The sequence below is a fragment of the Nocardia iowensis genome (assembly GCF_019222765.1).
GTDB lineage: Bacteria > Actinomycetota > Actinomycetes > Mycobacteriales > Mycobacteriaceae > Nocardia > Nocardia iowensis.
The window spans coordinates 2,007,619-2,025,742 of record NZ_CP078145.1; the positions used below are offsets into that span (position 1 = coordinate 2,007,619).

Genomic DNA, 18,124 nt, shown 5'->3' on the forward strand with positions numbered 1-18,124 from the left:
ACATTCCGCGCGCCTCGAATGCGACGCAAGTGCATGCTACGGTGAGTACCGTATATTGACAATTATGGCATATTCGTAAACGATACGGATCCATCGGCGCGCGGTCGCGCGCCCCGACGGAGGGATTGCACAGCGGTGACGCAGCAGAGCGAACATCACCCCACGGTGCTGCGTTTCGAGTTCGCCACCGCCGACATCACCGCCCTGACCTGGGGTGACCCCACGGATCCCGTGGCGATTCTGGTGCACGGATTCCCGGACTCCGCTTGGAGCTGGGACCGGCTCGGCCCGGCCATGGCGGTCGAGGGACGCTACGTCGTCGCCCCGTTCCTGCGCGGATACGCTCCCAGTTCCCTGGCCCGCGACGACGACTACTCACTCGCCTCGCTGATCGGTGACGTCCTGGACCTGTACCGGGCGGTCGGCGCCGACCGCCGCACCGTGCTGGTCGGGCATGACTGGGGCGGGGCGATCGTCAGCGCCACCTCGGCCTGCTGCCCCGAACTGTTCGACCGTGCCGTGCTCATCGCGATTCCCCCGTTGGCCGCCGTCGCCGGCTTGTTCGGGTTCCCGCTGCGCGAACGGCTCGGCACACTGGTCCGGCAGCTGCCGCGCAGCTGGTACATGGCCGTCGTGTCGATGCCATGGGTGTCGGAACGGATCGGTCCGGCGCTGCCCGCGCTGCTGTGGCGGCTGTGGGCGATCGGCGGCGCGGTCGACCCCTATCGGCGGCGCGGCTTGATCGCTTTGGACGGACGGGCTCGCCGACGTGCGGCCTACTGCTACTACCGTGCGGTCTGGAATCCGCGATACCGCCGCGCTCGGGTGTTTCCGGCACGCCAGCGAGTTGCCTTCGGCGCCATGGGAAACCCGACGCTGTACCTGCACGGCCGCGACGACACCTGCGGGCTCGAACGTACCGGTGCGCACGCGCTGGACTTCCTGCCGCCGGGCAGCGCGCGCCTCGTCGTGGAGCACGCGGGGCATTTCGCACATCTCGACCAACCCGACGTGATCGCCCGGCACATCGCCGACCATATTCGTTCAGGAGCTACCGCATGAGATTGCTTGCCCGCACGCCGAAACAACCGCTCGACACCGTCGAGACCGGCCCGCTGCGGTTGAAGGCCCGCGACGTGTCGTTCGACCTGAGCCGGACGCCCCTGCACTGGATTCCGGGCTACCCGGTCGCGTCGCACACCATCAGTGCCTATCACCTGCTTTTCCCCGAGGTCGAGCGCTTTTTCATCGCCGCCTTCAAGGAGGCGCTGCCCGAGATCCGGGACCCGAGGCTGCGCGAGGACGTCCTCGGCTTCATCGGTCAGGAAACCCTGCACGCCGACACCCACGATGCCTCGCTCGACGACTTCTTCCTCCGCAATGGCATCGACCCGCAACCACCGCTGCGGCAGGCGCGATTCGTGCTGAACCGACTGCTGGGCCCGCGTGGTTTCGGCGACCCCAAACGGGATCGGCAATACCTGATCACGCGCTTGGCGATCACCGCGGCGCTGGAGAACTTCACCGCCTTCCTCGGCCATTTCGTGTTGAACTGCGCCTGGGACGAAGTCGGCGCCGACCCGGCCATGACCTCGTTGTTCCGCTGGCACGGTGCGGAGGAGATGGAACACCGGACGGTCGCGCACGAGGTAGCCGAATACTTCGACCCGCGATACTCGCGTCGGTTGCGCACGATGCTGGTGACCCTGCCGATCACCGTCTGGATCTCCTGCCGCTTCATCTGGTATCTGATCAGCAGCGATCCGAATGTCACCCACTCGCGCACGCGAGTGTTGTGGCAGGTCGTCCAGGCCGGTCGCCGCCGGGTGCTGCCGACCGCGCCGACGGTGCTCGCCTCGGTGATCGACTATCTGCGACCGGGCTATTCGCCCGAGTCCACCGGATCGATGGCCCAGGCGTTGGGGTATCTGGCCAAGGTCGAAGCTCGTGCAAAGGCGGCCTAGCGTGGCGACGACGATCCCGCGGACCGAATTGCCCCGGCATCTGCGCGGCCGCTTCCGCCGCGATCCGCTCATGCGCGTGATGAACGCGGGGCTGAGCGCGTGGATGTGGGCCGAGAAATTCACCCGGCTGCCCGCGGTCGACACCGGCGAGCACCCGGAGTTCATCGAGCTCGCCATCGCCGAGCGGGTGGCTGTCACCGACGACGGCAGTGTGGTCGCGCTGACGTTCGTCGCACCCGACGGCGGGCTGCTTCCCGCCTGGTTCGCGGGTGCGCATGTCGACGTCCGGCTGCCATCCGGCGCGGTTCGTCAGTACTCACTGTGCGGCGACCCGCGCGATCGGTCCCGCTACCGCATCGCCGTGCGCCTGCTCCCCGACGGTCGCGGCGGTTCCGCCGAGGTCCATGCCTCCCTGTTGCCGGGAATGCGAGTGTGGATCGGGTTGCCGCGCAATGCCTTTCCGCTGGCGGTCGGTGGCTTCAACCAGCCGCTGTCCGAAGTCCGCCTGATCGCGGGCGGCATCGGCATCACACCGATCCTGCCGATGGCGCGCCGGTTGGAAGCCGCCGCGGTGCCGTGGTCGCTGATCTATTGCGGCCGCACCCGCGAGTCCATGGCGTTCCTCGGCGAACTCGAACAGTACGGCGACCGGGTGCGGCGGCACATCGACGAAGTCGACGGCCCCGCCGCGGTCACCGATCTGCTGAACGGGCTGCCGAAGACAGCCGCCGCCGTATACGCCTGCGGTCCGGCCCCGATGCTCGACGTCATCCGCCAGGCACTCGCTCAATACCCTGATGTCGAATTCCATGCCGAGCGTTTCACCCCGGCGCCGGTCGTGGACGGAGCCGAATTCGAACTCCGCTTCGCCAAGACGGGTGAGACCGTGACGGTCGCGGCCGACGAGACCGCACTCGACGCGATTCTCGCCGTGCGGCCGGACACCACTTATTCCTGCCGGCAAGGCTTCTGCCGTTCATGCGTGGTGCGCGTGCTCGACGGCGAACCCGAACACCGGTCCCAGGCGCTCAGCCAGCGCGACATCGATGCCGGGCACTTCCTGCCCTGCGTGTCGCGAGCACAGGAAACACTGGTCATCGATCTGTGACGACGCGCCCGCGCGGAACGCCTTGGCTCGGCACCGACTGCAGTCGCGGACGTTCGCCAGACACCCGCTCGGCGGCACAGGCGGACGGTCGGCATGCTCGAAGTGCCGCGCCGGGTCCTGGGCGCACCGTAACGTCGGGACATGCTGTCGAACCCGGGCAAACCCGATGCCGATGTCCCCGTGCAGCGTTGGCAGGACATACCCGGCTGGTTCACCTGGCGAGATGCGCAGGAAGAAGCGGTCGCTCATTTTCCTGGGGGCAGTACTTTCGTCGAAGTCGGTAACTATCTCGGTCGCAGTCTGTGCTCCCTGGCTGAAGTTGTTGCCGACAGCGGCAAGCCCTTCACCGTCGTGGGAGTCGACACTTGCCGCGGTAGTGGACCTGAGGGTGTGCGCGGCATCAACGCTCACGGACCCGCGGTTACCGCCGGTGGCGGCACCTTCGCCGGACTGCTCCATCGCAATCTCATCGCCTGCGGGTTCGCCGACCAGGTTTTGATCGTGGTCGGCGATTCGGAGTCCACTGCCGCCCTGTTCGCCGATGCCTCGTTCGCGTGGGTTCACATCGATGCCCGTCACGACTACGACAGCGTGGCGGCTGACATCACCGCCTGGCGGCCGAAAGTGATGCCCGGCGGCTGGCTGTCCGGCGACGACTACATTCCATCGGCATGGCCAGGTGTGGTCGCCGCGGTAGATGAACTGCTACCGCAAGCGCAGCGATGGTCGACCATCCAATGGCGATGGGTGAACGATTGAATCTCTCGCTTGGCCCCGGCGTCGTCGAACCGAGCACGCGCAGGAGAGGCCGAGCAATCCAACCCCGGCATCGATTCCGAATGCCTGGTGGTGCATCGCTCGCACGAGCAACGTGATGCGCCGGTTCGGATACGAGCGTCGTCGAAGCGCGGAAATCTCTGCGCTTCGGCGACGCGCCCATACCGACTCCCGTCGCAGGGCCGCATGCTCGACGCCGTCGATGAGACCAGCTCACACGCCCGGGTCGGGGCAATACAGGACGTTTGCGCCAGCGGTCTGGCCGCTCTCGAGCCTGGTCGGTCGGGCCAGCACCTACGGAACCGGGATCATTTCTGGGTGCAGCAAAGTGGCCGGGGCTTTCGGGAGATTGTCGTATCGACCGAGTGTCGTGTCGAAGAAGGTGCGCAGGTAGCCGCGCTGCAGATCGAGCGAGTTCCGCGGGTCGATGGTGCCGACCATCTCGGCGGCGAAATCGGCGGGCACGATGCCAGCGGCGGCCAGGGCGGGAACGATCAGCTGGTTGTCGCAGAACGAGTGATGCTGCGAGCCGTCAAGCCGGAATTCCAGTTTCGGTCCGCGACTTGCGGCCCAGAACTGCTGCCAGCTGGGGTCTTGGGCTCGTCCGTGATCGGTACCGCCGATCAGTACGAACGGGCGGTCCAATCCGTCGGTGGGCACCGAACCCCACAGGGCGCCATCCAGATTCACCCCTGCGGCGACGCGCCGATCGTCGTGCATCACCTGGGCCGCGGTGGCGCCACCGAGTGAATGCCCGAACATCGCGATCTTCGACAGGTCGAGTATTCCGGCGAGATTCGCGGGCAGCGGACGGCCGTCGGCGTCCGGGTCGGCGCCGGTGCTGAGGTCGGCTAGCCGGTCGAGGACGAATCGGGTGTCGGCGACGCGGACCTGCATCGCCTGTCCGACCTGCGCCTTGACCTGGTCGATATCCTCGGCCCGCGGTAGCACGCTCTTTTCGAGCCGTCCGCCGGGGAATTCGGTCGCCAGCGATTCGTAGGTGTGGCTCATGGCGACCACGACGAATCCGTGACTGGCGAGATCCTCGGCCTGCGCGGTACTGGCCTCCCGCGGCATGCCGAGGCCGGGGGAGAACAACACGATCGGCCGCCGCCCACCGGCGCTGTCCGCAGCCGCACCGACCCGACCGTGGCTGGGCGCCAACGTCCACGACCCCGTGATCGGCGGACCGACCTCGGCCACGCCGTCTGCGTAGGCCCGGGCCACCTGCTCGGAAAACCAGGGCCGCACCGGCATTGCCGCCCGATCGGCGGCGGGGTACCAAATGCTGACCATCAACTCACGTGCACGAGCCGGGACATACGGATCGTGACGAGACGAATCGACCAGATGCAGATCCACCACGCCGATCGCATCGTCGCCGGTCGGCTCAGGCAGGGTAACGACCACCGATACCTGTTGCGATGGCACCGGTTCGGCTCGAGCAACGACGTCAACCGCGGCCGAGACCAGCAGCAAAATCAATAGACACCGAAATACCCTGCCCAACAAGACAATCCCCTCCAGGTCTCGACGGTGCTCGCCTTCGACCGGCTCAGCCTAGCCCAAATCCCCGCATGGATGGCGCCCCGCGCGAGCGGATCCCGACCCAAATGCGTTGTCCGCAACTCGCTGATCCGGGTCTTCGTAACCGGATGGCTCGTCCGGTGGCGTTGGGCCTATCAGGCGCGGTCGTGGAGAGTGACCTGGTAGCCGTCGGGGTCGGCGAAGGTGAATGTCCGACCGAAGGGGCCGTCGATCGGTGCGGAGACGATGGTGTGGCCGTCGGCGACGAGAGCATCGTGAATGGCCTGGACGTCGGTGGCGTGCAGCCAGATCGCGGCACCGATGCCGGGCTGGGCGACGGATGCGAGATCGGTGCCGGGAACGATGTCGCGGAGTGCGAACGCGATCGGCTTCGTCTCGAAGACGACGGCGTGCGGAGGTTCGGCCTGCGAGCGGACGAGGCCGAGGTACTGCTCGTAGAACGCCTGCGAAGCGGCGAGGTCGCGCGCTTGAAGCGAGATGAAGTCGGGGCCGGTGACGGGCATGATGGCGCTCCTTCTTTACGTGTCAGTCTTCTGACACGGCTCAATCTATGTCAGAATACTGACATGAGTCAAGACGGCATCGGCGTCGACCTGAACAAATCACTGGGCTACCTGCTGAAAGAGGCGTCGAGCGCGCTCCGCGCAGCCATGGAGGAGGTGCTGCGGCCGCTCGGGATGAGCGTGACGCACTACGCCTGCCTCGAGCTGCTTGCTCAACGACCGGGCTTGTCGAACTCCGAACTCGCGCGGGGCGCGTTCGTGACACGGCAGACGATGAACGTGCTGCTCCAGGCTTTGGAACGAGACGGCTACGTGACCAGGCCTGCGCAGGCACCCGTCGGGAAGGTTCTTCCGACCCGGCTCACGCCTCGCGGCCGACGGAGCCTCGAGAACGCAACCGTAGCGGTTCGGTCCGTCGAGGTCAGGATGCTGGCCGACATGACTGAGACCGAGCAGTCAGCCGCGTTCCGGATCCTGCAAAGCATGATCCGGAACCTGCGCGATAGCAACGACGGTGCATAGCGCGTTCCCCAGGCAGCCCCCGATTCCGCTTTGCGGATGAAGTACAGGCCGCCGCAGGCGGTTTCGCGGGCATTACGGACCTGGCCGATTGAGTCCACACGGTCAGGCGGTGTGCGTCGCGGTGGGCTGGACGGCGGGCCGGGTGCCTTCGTCGTGCGACTTGCCTTGCGGCACCAGGAAAGTGGCGAGCACGGTTGCGATCGCGATGACGAAGCAGGCGATCGTGTACCAGAGATTGCCGATGGGGTCGCCATTGGGCGTGCGCCCACCCGCGGCGTCGAAGTAGTCGGGTAGGGCGGTGGCCCAGAGTAATGCCAAATTCAAGCACGAGAGGGCTTCTCAATGACAGACGGAACCGGCTTCGCTTCGGACTCGTTGAGCAATGTCCGCCTCGGGAGCCATCTAGGGGTGCTTCCGGACGATCTGCTCAGCCGACTGCCCAGCTGGCCGGAACCATCAACGATGCCACTCATACTCGACAGCGACATCGGTAGCGAGCCAGACGATGCTCTTGCGCTGGCCGTTGCGGCCGGCCTGCCGAGCTTGTCACTGGTCATCGCCAGCAACGAGCACGACGGTCAGCGGGCGCGCTTTGCTCGCCACCTGCTCGACTTGATGGGGCGTACGGATGTGCCTGTCGTTTCCGGGATCGACCTGGGGAATCGATCCGCATGGGCAGCCGAGGGCATCGTGCCCGAGTATGTGTCCGCCCAACCGACCGACGTCGCGGGCGCGGTCTTGCAGGTGCTCCACCGATACGACAGCCAGATCGGGTGGGTTGGTCTAGGCCCACTGTCGAATCTCGCCGCCCTGCTGACAACGGATCATGACGCATGTGCTCAGCTGTGTGTCACTCAGCAAGAAGCGGCGCTCAGGGTGGACCTCGAAGGTCCAGGGCAGAATATCGCCCTCGATCTGCCCGCGGCCCGCACGGTGCTCAGCGCAGGTCTACTGCCTTGGGTTGTGCCGACCGAGCTAACCCTCAACGTCCTCAACCAGATTACTGAAGGAACAACGGAGTACAAAGTCATCGCTCATAGCGACGACCCTGCACATATTCTGCTTCGCACGCATATTAATCAGTGGTTCGATGAGGAAGTCCCTAGCTTCAGCTTGAACGGCCTCTCGACGCTCGCGCTCGCGGTAGGAATGCCGTTCGTCACCGCCTTGCCTGCCGACATCGCGTTGAACGAAGCCGGCCGTATCCAATCCGGCGACAACGCCGCCTATATGGCCACCAGCATCGACTACAGTAACTTTCGCAAATGGCTCGTCGATCGCTTGGAACGGATAACATCGGTATCGCACCATCATCCTGCGGCCGACTACGATCCGCACACGCGACGGGGCGAATGATGGCGATCTATGCGGAAATTCAAAAGCTAGATGAAGATAGCGGGCATGTTCGGTATGGATACATCGATATCGACGGCGTCGAGCGGACTCTGCTGCTGGACAAGGCGGCGGAGACAATCACCCTCGAAAGCGGTTCCGAGGACATGCTCTATCGAGCTGTGGCACGCAAGATCGCCTCAGCATGGTTGAACGGCCTGGTTCCCGACCATATGATCGTGCAGTCGTAACCTCGCCGCAGTTCAACGGTACGAGCGAATATGGCGATCACCGCCAGCGCCATGGCGGCGGCCAGAGTCCATCGAGAAGTGCGCACCGGTAGAGGCGAATGGCTGACAGGAGCGACTGGCGAAGGCGAGGTCGGCATTGCGTCGGGCGTGACAGGCAGGCTGCGCAGTTCATTTGGCTGTGGCATCACGATTTACTTCGCCATGGTGGAACCGAACTGCTGGAGCGCGTCGGCAAAGTCGACTAGATGTTCCAATCCCAGTGGAGCACCCCCTTGATCACATGCGGGATCCGGTATGCCTGGAAGGTGAACGAGACGACGATCCCGAAATTGCCGCCGCCGGAGCCTCGCAGCGCCCAGAAGAGGTCCGGATGGTTGTCCTTGTCGACGGTGATGAGGTTTCCCCGCGCATCGATCATGTCGACCGAGCGCACGCTCTGTGCCAGCCAGCCGTACGAGCGCCCGAGAATCCCCAGTGCTCCGCCGAGGGTGAGGCCGCCGACTTCACGATCTCGCCCATGATGGTGCTCGCCACGAAATTCCTCCGTTCTTGTTGCGGGGCTGGATTATCGTGACCGCCGCCGATGACCGCGGGTATCAGGACGATCGCAATTCACTCTTCGCCGTTGGAATTCAGTTACGTTCGTGCGCCGGGGAACGGTGCGAGACTGCTCGGCGTCGAGGATGGCTTTGCGGTGTGACCGAGAAACTGCACCAGCGGCACCTCGCTATTGCATGGTGATGACGACCTTGCCGACGGGCTTGCCCTCGCGCAGGTAGCGATAGGCCTCGACAGCCTGCTCGAGCGGAAAGACCCGGTCGATGGCAACGTGGAGCTGATACTTGGCGATAACCTCGTTCATCGCCTCGAACTCCGCACGGCTGCCCACATTCAGGTGCCGAATCGTCAGCGGCCTGCCCTGGAAAGGGTCCTGCACAGCATCGTCGTCGGCCGCCTGGAACATTCCGATGATCGTGATCGCGCCGTTCAACGCGGCCGCGGCGCGGGAGTTGGCGAAGGTGCGCGGGCCGACGGTTTCGATGACATGGTCGACGCCATCGCCGCCGGTGAGCTCGCGAACGACGTTCTCCCAATCGTGGGTGGTGTGATGGTCGATGACCTCGTCGGCGCCGAGCCCGCGCAGGAACTCCGCGCGCGCGGTGGACCCGATGACGATGACGCGAGCGCCGAGAATGTGGGCGAACTGCACGGCGAACTGCCCGACCGAACCGGCGCCCACGACGAGCACATTCTGGCCCGGAAGGACCGGACGTCCGGCGGTCAGGGCCGACCATGCGGTGACACCGGCCGTGGCCAGCGAGGCGGCCTCCTCGTCGGAGAGGTGCTCGGGCACGTGCACCACCGACTCCTCTTCCAGCACAGCGTAGTTCGCGAGCATTCCGTCGTGGCTGAGGCCGTACTGGTCACGGGCCTCCGCGACACGCATCGGTCCGTCGGTCCAGGAAACGTAGAAGGTGGAGGTGACGCGGTCGCCCACAGCGGCGCGAACAACGCCGGATCCGATGGCCACAACGTCACCGACACCGTCGGCCAACGGGACGACTCCGGGGGTGGCGGGCAGGGACGTCCCTTCCACGATCATCAGATCCCGGCGATTGACCGCGGCGGCATGTACCCGGATGACGATCTGACCCGGACCGGGCTCGGGTACCTGCTGCGACGCCGACGTGAGTCCGGCAAGGTCACTGCCGGGTTCGAAGTGATAGGCGATGGCGCTCATGATTCCTCCGTACCTTCGGATAGGTAGAGTGAACGATCTACTTTCATGCGGATTCGATGAACAGACTGATTGTTCGGCGGGCCGCGAACATGGCGAGAGGTTCGCCGGGCGTCAGTGGTTCGTCCACCGAGCCAGGTGGGGTGGCGCTGCCCACGGCGCGACAGATGGTCAACTCCGGAAAAGAAAAGCGCCGTTGAGGTCGAGCACGGCGCCGCTGGCCCACTCTGCTTGCGGCGAGGCCAGATACAGCACGGCGGCCGCGACCTCGTCGGGTCGACCCACCCGCCCGAAGGGGCTTTGCGCACGCAACTCGTCGCCTCGAGGCGAATCGAGGACCGGGGCGGTCAAATCCGTCTCCACCCAACCTGGCGCCACCCCGGTGACGCTGATGCCGCGGTGGCCGAGGTCGCGGGCCAATATGTAGGTCAGGGAATTCAGCGCGCCCTTGCTCGCCCCGTAGGCGGGAGGCTCCGTGCCGGAGAATGCGCCGACGGAGGACATATTGACGATCCGCGCGCCGGTGGCCATGTGTCGCACCGCGCACCAGGTGACATTCGCGGTGGCAACGACGTTGAGATCGATGATCGTGCGCCACGCCGTATGCCATTGCTCGTAATCGGTCTCCAAGATGGGATGCGGTGCCGCGTGTCCGGCGTTGTTGACCAGCACATCGATTCCGCCGAACGCGTCGACGACCTGGTCGACAATGGCGTGCACGGCGTCCGGGTCCGTCAGATCGGCTTGTACCAGGAGGTGACCGTCTCCGGGCAGCTGTTTGCGGAGCTGTTCGGCGGCGTCACGATTGCCTCGGTAGTGGATGGCAATCCGGTCGCCGTTCTCGGCGAAGGCGGTCGCGATCGCCCGCCCGATTCCCCCGCTCGATCCCGTTACGAGGATCGCCCGCTCCCGAGTCTCGATACCTATGTCCCAGTCCTCTTCGGAACGATCGGTCATATCCCAACCTCCTCAAGTTCTACGACTCTCGGCCGGACCCGGCCGGTTGTGGCCGGTATCGAAGCGAGTTACCTATTCGATAGCAAACGAACATTGCCGAGACCATGCTGCTCACAGTGACAGGACTGCGCAAGGTCATCCACGCCAAACTGCAAGCAACTTCATCAACCGATGACGAGGTGAGATGAAATCGGACGAGGCGTGGTCACTTCGACCGCATGGATCGCGAGCTCTCCCCGCCGTCCGGACAGGGGTCGCCGCGGAAGGGGGCGGCGACGGCGCAGGCAATGTCGAGGGTGAGGCGTTGCCAGGGATCGCGGGATCGCGGCCGGTGAGTTCAACGGCGCGGCGCAGTCGGTAGCGCAGCGTTTGGGGGTGCAGGTGTTCGGCGGCGGTGTTGGCCGAGGCGGCGGCCAGGTAGGCGGCCAGTCCTTGGAGTAGATGGCGCTGGGCGGGGGTGGCGAGGGGTCCAGGACCGTGCGGGTGACGGTGTCGGGATCGGTGACGGTGAGCGCGGCGATGCGGTAGGCGCGCAGGATGGCGGCGTTCGAGCGGCCGCTCTCGGCGTGGGCGGCGCCGATCGCGCGGAGCCGCTCGCGGTCCCGGTCTGTCAGCGGGCTGTCCTCGTTCCAGATGTCGAGAACGCGAACGGTAACCCACGCGGTCTCCTCACCGTGAGCGGCATCGGCCCCGCAACATCAACGACCGCCGTGCCGAACTCCGCGCACAGCAAGCCCCAGCTACCAGCTCGGCTCGCCGATGTCGAAGCTGAAATGTTGCACGCGTCGAGTCCTGGGTTGATTAATTCTCTGCCGATTGGGTACTTGGGCGTGGAGAAGTCGCCGCACGCCTTGGCGCGTCAACTGGTCGATGCCCTACGGCTGGAGGTTCGCTACAACAAGACCCACAACCGAAACGCCGCCACCCCCGAGAGGAGTGACGGCGCGATGGTCGGCACCATCTGTGAGGCGCCCCCGGCAGGAATCGAACCTGCGACCTAGGGATTAGAAGGCCCTTGCTCTATCCAACTGAGCTACGGAGGCAGTGGGTTCCACCATGGCCGACATTGGTCGTGCTGTCCAGCGCGCCAATTATAGCGACCGACCAGATGGCTAGGGGTCGAGCGTGACGGCGAGTATCAGCATTGCGGCCATGATCACCTCGAGCACCAGGTAGAACCAGACGGGAAAGAAGGCGGAGGGGCTTTCGTCGAAGGCCGACCAGATCCGGCCGACCGCCATGCCGCCGAGTGCGGCCGCGACCGCGATGCAGGCCCCGAATCTCAGGTCGCCGACATCGGCGGCGGCCAACCCGAGGACCACCGCGACGGCGATGCCGAAGCCGCCGTAGACGGCCCGCACCTCGGCTCTGGCGTCCGCCCGGTCGGCGAGCAGCCCCAGCGGGTCGACGAGTTGGCTGGGCCGCAGCAGCCCGTAAACACCCATGGCGGCGAAGAACAACGCCACCAAGGCAATCAACACGATCGACACGATCGACATTGCACCTCCGTGATCCGCCGCCCACCCTATCGGCCCAAACCCGACGCGGCCACGCGACAACAATCGAACTACGCTCAGTCGTATGTCGTCAGCGCAGGACCCGTCTGCTTCACCTGATCTGGCGGTCACTCGGTCGGCGGCGACATACGCGGTGGTGATCGCCCTGGCCGGGGCGATCGCGGCGGTGGTTGCCGCGCTGGTGGTCGCGTTGTCCGCGGCGCAGGCGTTGAGTTTGCTCGGTATTCCGGATCCCGGTTCGCTGACCACGTACGGCTTGCCCGCGGTGCGTGCGCTCGCCGATCTGTCGGCGGCGCTGACGGTCGGTTCGCTGTTGTTCGCCGCCTTCCTGGTGCCGCCGCAATCCAACGGCCTGCTGGACGTCGGCGGGTATCGCGCCGTTCGCCGCGCCTCCAACTTCGCCCTCATCTGGGCGTGTTGCGCGGCGCTGCTCATCCCACTGACCGTGTCCGATACCACGGGCCAGCCGGTCAGTGACACCTTGCGCCCGGATGCCCTGTGGCGCGCCATCGATCAGATCGAGCTGGCCGGTGCCTGGCGCACCACGGTGGTCTTCGCGTTGATCGTCGCGGTCGGTGCCCGGCTGGCCTTGCGCTGGGGCTGGACCCCGGTGCTGTTCGGCGCGTCCGTCGTGACGATGATGCCGCTCGCGCTGACCGGCCACTCGTCCTCGGGTGGCGCGCACGACGTCGCCACCAACAGCTTGATCCTGCACCTGGTTTCGGCCGCGGTCTGGGTCGGCGGCCTGTTCGCGCTGCTGGCGCACGCGCGCCGTGGCGGCGCGCACACCGACCTCGCCGCGCGGCGTTTCTCGGTGACCGCCACCATCGCCTTCGTCACCATCGGCGCCAGTGGGGTGATCAACTCGTGGGTCCGGGTGCCGTGGGACGAGCTGTTCACCTCCACCTACGGCAAGCTGGTGCTGGCCAAGGCGGGCGCGCTGGTGATCCTCGGCTTCATCGGCTACACCCAGCGCCGCGCCGCGCTGCCCGCACTCGCCGCGAACCCGAAGGACCGTGCCGTGCTGATCCGATTCGCCGGGGTCGAGGTGCTGGTCTTCGCGGCAACCATAGGTCTCGCGGTCGGTCTCGGCCGCACCCCGCCGCCGCCACCGACCTCCATACCGACACCGGCCGAGGTCGAACTCGGCTACAACCTGGCCGGGCCGCCGACCGTCGCCCGGCTGCTGTTCGACTGGCGCTTCGACCTGATCTTCGGAACGCTGTCGATCGTGCTCGCGGTGCTGTATCTGCTTGGCGTGCGCAGGCTTCGGGCGCGCGGTGACGCGTGGCCGGTCGGGCGGACCATCGCCTGGCTGTCCGGCTGTCTGGTGCTGCTGATCGCCACCTCGTCCGGAGTCGGCCGGTATTCGCCCGCGATGTTCAGCGTGCATATGGGAGCGCACATGGCGCTGTCCATGCTGGCGCCGATCCTGTTCGCGCTGGGCGGTGCGGTGACGCTGGCGTTGCGGGCGCTGCCGCCTGCCGGGCGCACCGGCGCGCCGGGACCGCGCGAGTGGATTCTGGCGGCGGTGCACAATCCGGTGTCGCGCTTCCTGACCCATCCGATCGTGGCGTCGGCCATCTTCGTCGGCGGGTTCTACGCGCTGTACCTCGGCGGGATCTTCGACACGTACGCGGATTCCCATGCGGCGCACCTGATGATGAACGCACACTTCCTGCTCAGCGGCTATCTGTTCTACTGGGTCGTCATCGGCATCGACCCCAAGCCGCGTCGGGTGGAACCGTTGACCAAGCTGGGCATGGTGTTCGGTTCGCTGCCCTTCCACGCCTTCTTCGGTATCGCGCTGATGAGCATGACCACGGTTCTCGGCGGCTGGTTCTACCGTGGCCTCGGCCTCGGCTGGAACGGCGACCTGCTCGGCGACCAGCGCACCGGCGGTAGCCTGGCCTGGGCGAGCGGTGAGGTGCCGTTGGTGGTGGTGATGCTTGCCCTGCTCATCCAATGGTCGCGTAGCGATCGGCGGCTGGCACAGCGCACCGATCGGGCCGCGGACCGCGACCACGATGCCGCTCTCGCCGCGCACAACGCGATGTTCGCGGAACTGGCTCAACGTGACCGAGGGGAACGCAAGTGAGTGAGCGGCCCGGCGGCACAGGGACTTTCCTCGGCATCGGGTCGTCGGTCGCGCAGTTGTAGGTCATGGTGGAGTCGAGTGTGGTCAAGGTGTGGTTGTGAACGAACGGTCGATGGTTTTCTCCGAGCACAGACCGATCGACCGGATCTATCGATCCGATGTGCGGGCCGCGCGTAGGCGGCTGGCCGGGCTGATTCGCAAGACGCCGGTCTTCCACACGTCCGTCGCGGGCCCAAGTGGTCCGGTGCCGGTCACGCTGAAACTCGAATACCTCCAGTTCGGCGGCACTTTCAAGGTGCGGGGGAGTCTCAACGCCCTGTTGGACGGCGCGGCTGGTACCGACCAGGTGGTCATCGCCTCCGGTGGCAACGCGGGCATCGCCGCCGCCTTGGCCGCCGCGCAGCTCGGAAAGTCGTGCACCGTGGTGGTTCCGGAATCGGCCCCGCACACCAAGGTCGCCGCGATGTGGTCGCACGGCGCCGAAGTGCTTTGGCATGGCACAACTTACGCTGAGGCACTCGACTACGCGAACGAACTCGCCGAAGAACGCGACGCTCTGCAACTGCACGCCTACGACCTGCCCGCCATCGTCGCGGGCGCGGGCGTGCTCGGTTTGGAAATCGAGGAGCAGGTGCGCGGCAGGCCGCCGGTGCTGGCCGCGGTCGGTGGCGGCGGGCTGATCGCCGGTATCGCGGCCGCGATCGGGCGACGTCAGCAGGTGATCGGCGTCGAGCCGGAGGGCATTCCGACCCTGCGCGCCGCGCTCACCGCGAATCGTCCGGTCGAGGTGGCGGTGTCCAGCATCGCGGCGGAAACCTTGGGCGCCACCCGAATCGGCGATATCGCCATGGACATCGCGCGCCGCTACGCGGTGTGTTCGCTGCTGGTGACCGACGACGCGATCGCGACGGCCCGCGACTATCTGTGGCGCGAATTCCGCATCGTCGTCGAGCTGGCCGGTGCCGCCGCCTTGGCCGCGGTGCAGAGCGGCGTCTACGTGCCCGCCGCCGGGGAGCGCCCGGTCATCGTGCTCTGCGGCGCCAATACCGACCTCTCGGCGTTGTAGCGCCGCTTCGCCCGCGTAAAGAAGCACCGGATATCCACATTCGAGAAAGTTGTGCACATTCTCGGATCGAGGCGCCCAACCGCGTTCCGGATCGGTGAGGCTGGAGATGTCCTCCTCGAGCGGAGGAAGTCTCCGGGCAACCGCCACGGCCGAATGCGAAGGGGCGTAATCATGTACGAGGCGAACGCGACCGTGATCGGCACCATTGTGAACATCCCGGTCAAGCGGGATCTGCCGAACGGCGAGCAGGTGCTGACCTTCCGGATGGCGAGCAACTCTCGCCGACTGGACCATACGACCGGGGAGTGGACGGACAACGGGACCTTGTTTCTCACCGTGAGCTGCTGGCGCAGATTGGGGGCAGGCGTGGACGCCTCACTGCGGCGCGGCGACCCGATCATCGCCCACGGCCAGCTGCGTTCGCACGAATACCGCAGCAGGGACGGGGTGGAACGGCGCGACCTGGAGATGCGGGCCAGTGCCGTCGGCCCCGACCTCGGTCGCTGCACCGCCCAGGTGACCCGGTGGTCGGAGGCACGGAATACTTCGGACCGCTTCGGCGCTGAATCTCAGGTGCCGGCCGGCGACGGGCTGGGGGAGAATGTCGCAGCCGCTTCTGCGGCGCCGCCCCGAACGACCCACCCCGAGCACGCCGACGCCTGACCCGGCGCGCCGGACTTTTGGCCGAGCGTTGCAAGGGGTATCCGCCGGTTCAACTCACCGTTTCCGACACCGATAGGCTTCCTCCTTATGGCTGAGTACATCTACACGATGAAGAAGGTTCGCAAGGCGCACGGTGACAAAGTCGTACTCGACGATGTCACCTTGAACTTTCTTCCCGGCGCCAAGATCGGTGTCGTCGGCCCCAACGGCGCCGGTAAATCCAGCGTGCTGAAGATCATGGCCGGATTGGACCAGCCGAACAACGGCGACGCCTTTCTCGCGAACGGCGCGACGGTTGGCATCCTGCTGCAGGAGCCGCCGCTGAACGAGGAGAAGACCGTCCGCGGCAATGTCGAGGAGGGCCTCGGCGAGGTCAAGGTGAAGCTGGATCGCTTCAACGAGATCGCCGAGCTGATGGCCACCGACTACTCCGACGAGCTCATGGACGAGATGGGCAAGTTGCAGGAGTACCTGGACCACGCCGACGCGTGGGACGTCGACTCCCAGCTGGAGCAGGCCATGGACGCGCTGCGCTGTCCGCCGCCGGAGGAGCCGGTCACCAACCTCTCCGGTGGTGAGCGCCGCCGCGTCGCGCTGTGCAAGCTGCTGCTGAGCAAGCCCGACCTGCTGCTGCTCGACGAGCCGACCAACCACCTCGACGCCGAGAGCGTGCTCTGGCTCGAACAGCACCTGGCCGCGTACGCCGGCGCCGTGCTCGCCGTCACCCACGACCGGTACTTCCTCGACAATGTCGCCGAGTGGATCCTCGAACTCGACCGCGGCCGCGCCTACCCGTACGAGGGCAACTACTCCACCTACCTGGAGAAGAAGGCCCAGCGGCTCGAGGTCCAGGGCAAGAAGGACCAGAAGCTGCAGAAGCGGCTCAAGGACGAACTCGCCTGGGTGCGCTCGGGCGCCAAGGCCCGCCAGGCCAAGAACAAGGCCCGCCTCGGCCGGTACGAGGAGATGGCGGCCGAGGCCGACAAGCACAGGAAGTTGGACTTCGAGGAGATCCAGATCCCGGCCGGTCCGCGCCTGGGCAACGTGGTGGTCGAGGTGCAGAACCTGGACAAGGGCTTCGGCGACCGCCAGCTCATCAAGGATCTGTCTTTCACCTTGCCGCGCAACGGCATTGTCGGCGTCATCGGCCCGAACGGTGTCGGTAAGACCACGCTGTTCAAGACCATTGTCGGGCTGGAGGAGCCGGACAGCGGCATCGTGCGGGTCGGTGAGACGGTCAAACTGAGCTACGTCGACCAGAACCGGGCAGGCATCGACCCGAAGAAGAATGTCTGGCAGGTCGTCTCCGAAGGCCTCGACTTCATTCAGGTCGGCAACCAGGAAATGCCGTCGCGCGCCTACGTCAGCGCGTTCGGCTTCAAGGGCCCGGATCAGCAGAAGCCGGCCGGTGTGCTCTCCGGTGGTGAGCGGAACCGGCTGAACCTGGCGCTCACCCTCAAGCAGGGTGGCAACCTGATCCTGCTCGACGAGCCGACCAACGACCTCGACGTGGAAACCCTCGGTTCGCTGGAGAACGCGCTCGAACAGTTCCCCGGCTGCGCCGTCGTCATTTCGCACGATCGCTGGTTCCTCGACCGCACCTGCACCCACATCCTGGCATGGGAGGGCGACTCCGACAATGACGCCAAGTGGTTCTGGTTCGAGGGCAACTTCGAGGCGTACGAGGCCAACAAGATCGAGCGCCTCGGCCCGGAAGCGGCCCGCCCGCACCGGGTTACGCACCGCAAGCTGACCCGCGACTGATTCGTCATCAGGCCGGGGCCGGTGCGTTGCGTACCGGCCCTGGCCTGTCGTGTCTCGGATCCGGCACAGCGGGGCCGGACCGGCTCCCACGGCCCGCCCGAATCTCGCTAGGGTGGGACCCGTGAATGCGCAGGCGCAGTTCGAGCAATCGGCGGTCCCCACCGCCGACTTGGTGGCCGAGCTGATTCGAGGTGCTTCGGCCCCGCTGCCGCCGCAGAAAGTTCCTGTCGCGCACACCTGACGTCCGTGAGTCCGAACGATGCTGTGCCGAGATCATCCATCTGAGCTTGGCAATCGCGTGGCGAACACGGCGGTT

General features: G+C 66.1%; 19 protein-coding genes, 1 tRNA gene and 1 pseudogene. 11 read left to right on the forward strand and 10 right to left on the reverse strand.

Translation table 11 applies throughout. The annotated features are described in order from the left end of the window. The first annotated feature begins 135 nt into the window (after positions 1–135). The 4 genes from KV110_RS09065 to KV110_RS09080 all read left to right on the forward strand — a co-directional run bounded on the left by KV110_RS09065 (position 136) and on the right by KV110_RS09080 (position 3,831). Positions 136–1,062 (forward strand): alpha/beta hydrolase, encoded by a 927-nt coding sequence (locus tag KV110_RS09065; protein WP_218475086.1) that lies wholly within the window; start codon positions 136–138, stop codon positions 1,060–1,062. Then, positions 1,059–1,964, forward strand: a complete 906-nt coding sequence (locus tag KV110_RS09070) for a metal-dependent hydrolase (protein WP_218475088.1) — start codon at positions 1,059–1,061, stop codon at positions 1,962–1,964. The genes KV110_RS09065 and KV110_RS09070 overlap by 4 nt, the downstream gene beginning before the upstream one ends. 1 nt (position 1,965) lies before the next feature. Further along, complete coding sequence (locus KV110_RS09075) at positions 1,966–3,072, forward strand: PDR/VanB family oxidoreductase (RefSeq protein ID WP_246634419.1); 1,107 nt, start codon at positions 1,966–1,968, stop codon at positions 3,070–3,072. Positions 3,073–3,213: 141 nt separating this feature from the next. Next, positions 3,214–3,831, forward strand: coding sequence for a class I SAM-dependent methyltransferase (locus KV110_RS09080; protein WP_218475089.1), 618 nt, complete (start codon positions 3,214–3,216; stop codon positions 3,829–3,831). A gap of 312 nt (positions 3,832–4,143) precedes the next feature. Here the strand turns inward: KV110_RS09080 and KV110_RS09085 are convergent, their stop codons facing one another. Both KV110_RS09085 and KV110_RS09090 read right to left on the reverse strand, forming a co-directional pair. Continuing rightward, positions 4,144–5,259, reverse strand: coding sequence for an alpha/beta hydrolase family protein (locus KV110_RS09085; protein ID WP_218475091.1), 1,116 nt, complete (start codon positions 5,257–5,259; stop codon positions 4,144–4,146). A 272-nt stretch (positions 5,260–5,531) separates the two neighbouring features. Then, the gene (locus tag KV110_RS09090; protein WP_218475092.1) at positions 5,532–5,900 is read right to left on the reverse strand and encodes a VOC family protein; all 369 of its coding nucleotides are present in this window, start codon (positions 5,898–5,900) and stop codon (positions 5,532–5,534) included. Between the two features lie 63 nt (positions 5,901–5,963). Here KV110_RS09090 and KV110_RS09095 point away from each other — a divergent pair, with 63 nt between their 5' ends. Then, positions 5,964–6,422, forward strand: a complete 459-nt coding sequence (locus KV110_RS09095) for a MarR family winged helix-turn-helix transcriptional regulator (RefSeq protein ID WP_218475094.1) — start codon at positions 5,964–5,966, stop codon at positions 6,420–6,422. A gap of 102 nt (positions 6,423–6,524) precedes the next feature. On the opposite strand, the gene KV110_RS09100 is transcribed toward KV110_RS09095, so the two are convergent. Then, the gene (locus KV110_RS09100) at positions 6,525–6,746 is read right to left on the reverse strand and encodes a hypothetical protein (RefSeq protein WP_218475095.1); all 222 of its coding nucleotides are present in this window, start codon (positions 6,744–6,746) and stop codon (positions 6,525–6,527) included. A gap of 18 nt (positions 6,747–6,764) precedes the next feature. Here KV110_RS09100 and KV110_RS09105 point away from each other — a divergent pair, with 18 nt between their 5' ends. After that, positions 6,765–7,778 (forward strand): nucleoside hydrolase, encoded by a 1,014-nt coding sequence (locus tag KV110_RS09105; RefSeq protein WP_218475097.1) that lies wholly within the window; start codon positions 6,765–6,767, stop codon positions 7,776–7,778. Next, entirely contained in the window at positions 7,778–8,005 is a 228-nt protein-coding gene (locus KV110_RS09110; RefSeq protein ID WP_218475099.1) for a hypothetical protein, read from the forward strand. The genes KV110_RS09105 and KV110_RS09110 overlap by 1 nt, the downstream gene beginning before the upstream one ends. A 241-nt stretch (positions 8,006–8,246) precedes the next feature. On the opposite strand, the gene KV110_RS09115 is transcribed toward KV110_RS09110, so the two are convergent. From KV110_RS09115 to KV110_RS09140, 7 genes and pseudogenes are all read right to left on the reverse strand, one after another. Beyond that, positions 8,247–8,423, reverse strand: a complete 177-nt coding sequence (locus KV110_RS09115; RefSeq protein WP_246634420.1) for a hypothetical protein — start codon at positions 8,421–8,423, stop codon at positions 8,247–8,249. A gap of 309 nt (positions 8,424–8,732) precedes the next feature. Further along, positions 8,733–9,746 carry a zinc-dependent alcohol dehydrogenase family protein gene (locus KV110_RS09120; RefSeq protein WP_218475101.1) on the reverse strand — a complete coding sequence of 338 codons (1,014 nt, stop codon included), beginning with the start codon at positions 9,744–9,746 and terminating at the stop codon, positions 8,733–8,735. A 168-nt stretch (positions 9,747–9,914) separates the two neighbouring features. Beyond that, positions 9,915–10,700, reverse strand: a complete 786-nt coding sequence (locus KV110_RS09125; protein ID WP_218475102.1) for an SDR family NAD(P)-dependent oxidoreductase — start codon at positions 10,698–10,700, stop codon at positions 9,915–9,917. Between the two features lie 135 nt (positions 10,701–10,835). Next, positions 10,836–11,129: a helix-turn-helix domain-containing protein gene (locus tag KV110_RS42150; RefSeq protein ID WP_478357813.1), complete on the reverse strand. Its 294-nt coding sequence runs from the start codon at positions 11,127–11,129 to the stop codon at positions 10,836–10,838. 86 nt (positions 11,130–11,215) lie between these two features. Beyond that, a pseudogene (locus KV110_RS42155) lies at positions 11,216–11,371 on the reverse strand (RsbRD N-terminal domain-containing protein); the annotation flags it as partial. Positions 11,372–11,669: 298 nt separating this feature from the next. Beyond that, positions 11,670–11,743: transfer RNA gene (locus tag KV110_RS09135), tRNA-Arg, on the reverse strand. Between the two features lie 69 nt (positions 11,744–11,812). Beyond that, a complete protein-coding gene (locus tag KV110_RS09140) occupies positions 11,813–12,199 on the reverse strand; it encodes a DUF4345 family protein (RefSeq protein WP_246634421.1) in 387 nt (128 codons plus the stop codon). Positions 12,200–12,281: 82 nt separating this feature from the next. On the opposite strand from KV110_RS09140, the gene KV110_RS09145 reads away from it, so the two are divergent. The 4 genes from KV110_RS09145 (at position 12,282) to ettA (ending at position 17,808) form a co-directional block, all read left to right on the forward strand. After that, positions 12,282–14,315, forward strand: a complete 2,034-nt coding sequence (locus KV110_RS09145) for a bifunctional copper resistance protein CopD/cytochrome c oxidase assembly protein (RefSeq protein WP_218475105.1) — start codon at positions 12,282–12,284, stop codon at positions 14,313–14,315. A 112-nt stretch (positions 14,316–14,427) separates the two neighbouring features. Next, on the forward strand, positions 14,428–15,381 hold the full coding sequence (locus KV110_RS09150) for a serine/threonine dehydratase (protein WP_218478282.1): 954 nt from the start codon (positions 14,428–14,430) through the stop codon (positions 15,379–15,381). A gap of 171 nt (positions 15,382–15,552) precedes the next feature. Next, positions 15,553–16,044, forward strand: coding sequence for a single-stranded DNA-binding protein (locus KV110_RS09155; RefSeq protein ID WP_218475107.1), 492 nt, complete (start codon positions 15,553–15,555; stop codon positions 16,042–16,044). An 87-nt stretch (positions 16,045–16,131) separates the two neighbouring features. Beyond that, positions 16,132–17,808 carry an energy-dependent translational throttle protein EttA gene (ettA, locus tag KV110_RS09160; RefSeq protein WP_218475109.1) on the forward strand — a complete coding sequence of 559 codons (1,677 nt, stop codon included), beginning with the start codon at positions 16,132–16,134 and terminating at the stop codon, positions 17,806–17,808. Positions 17,809–18,124: the final 316 nt, after the last annotated feature.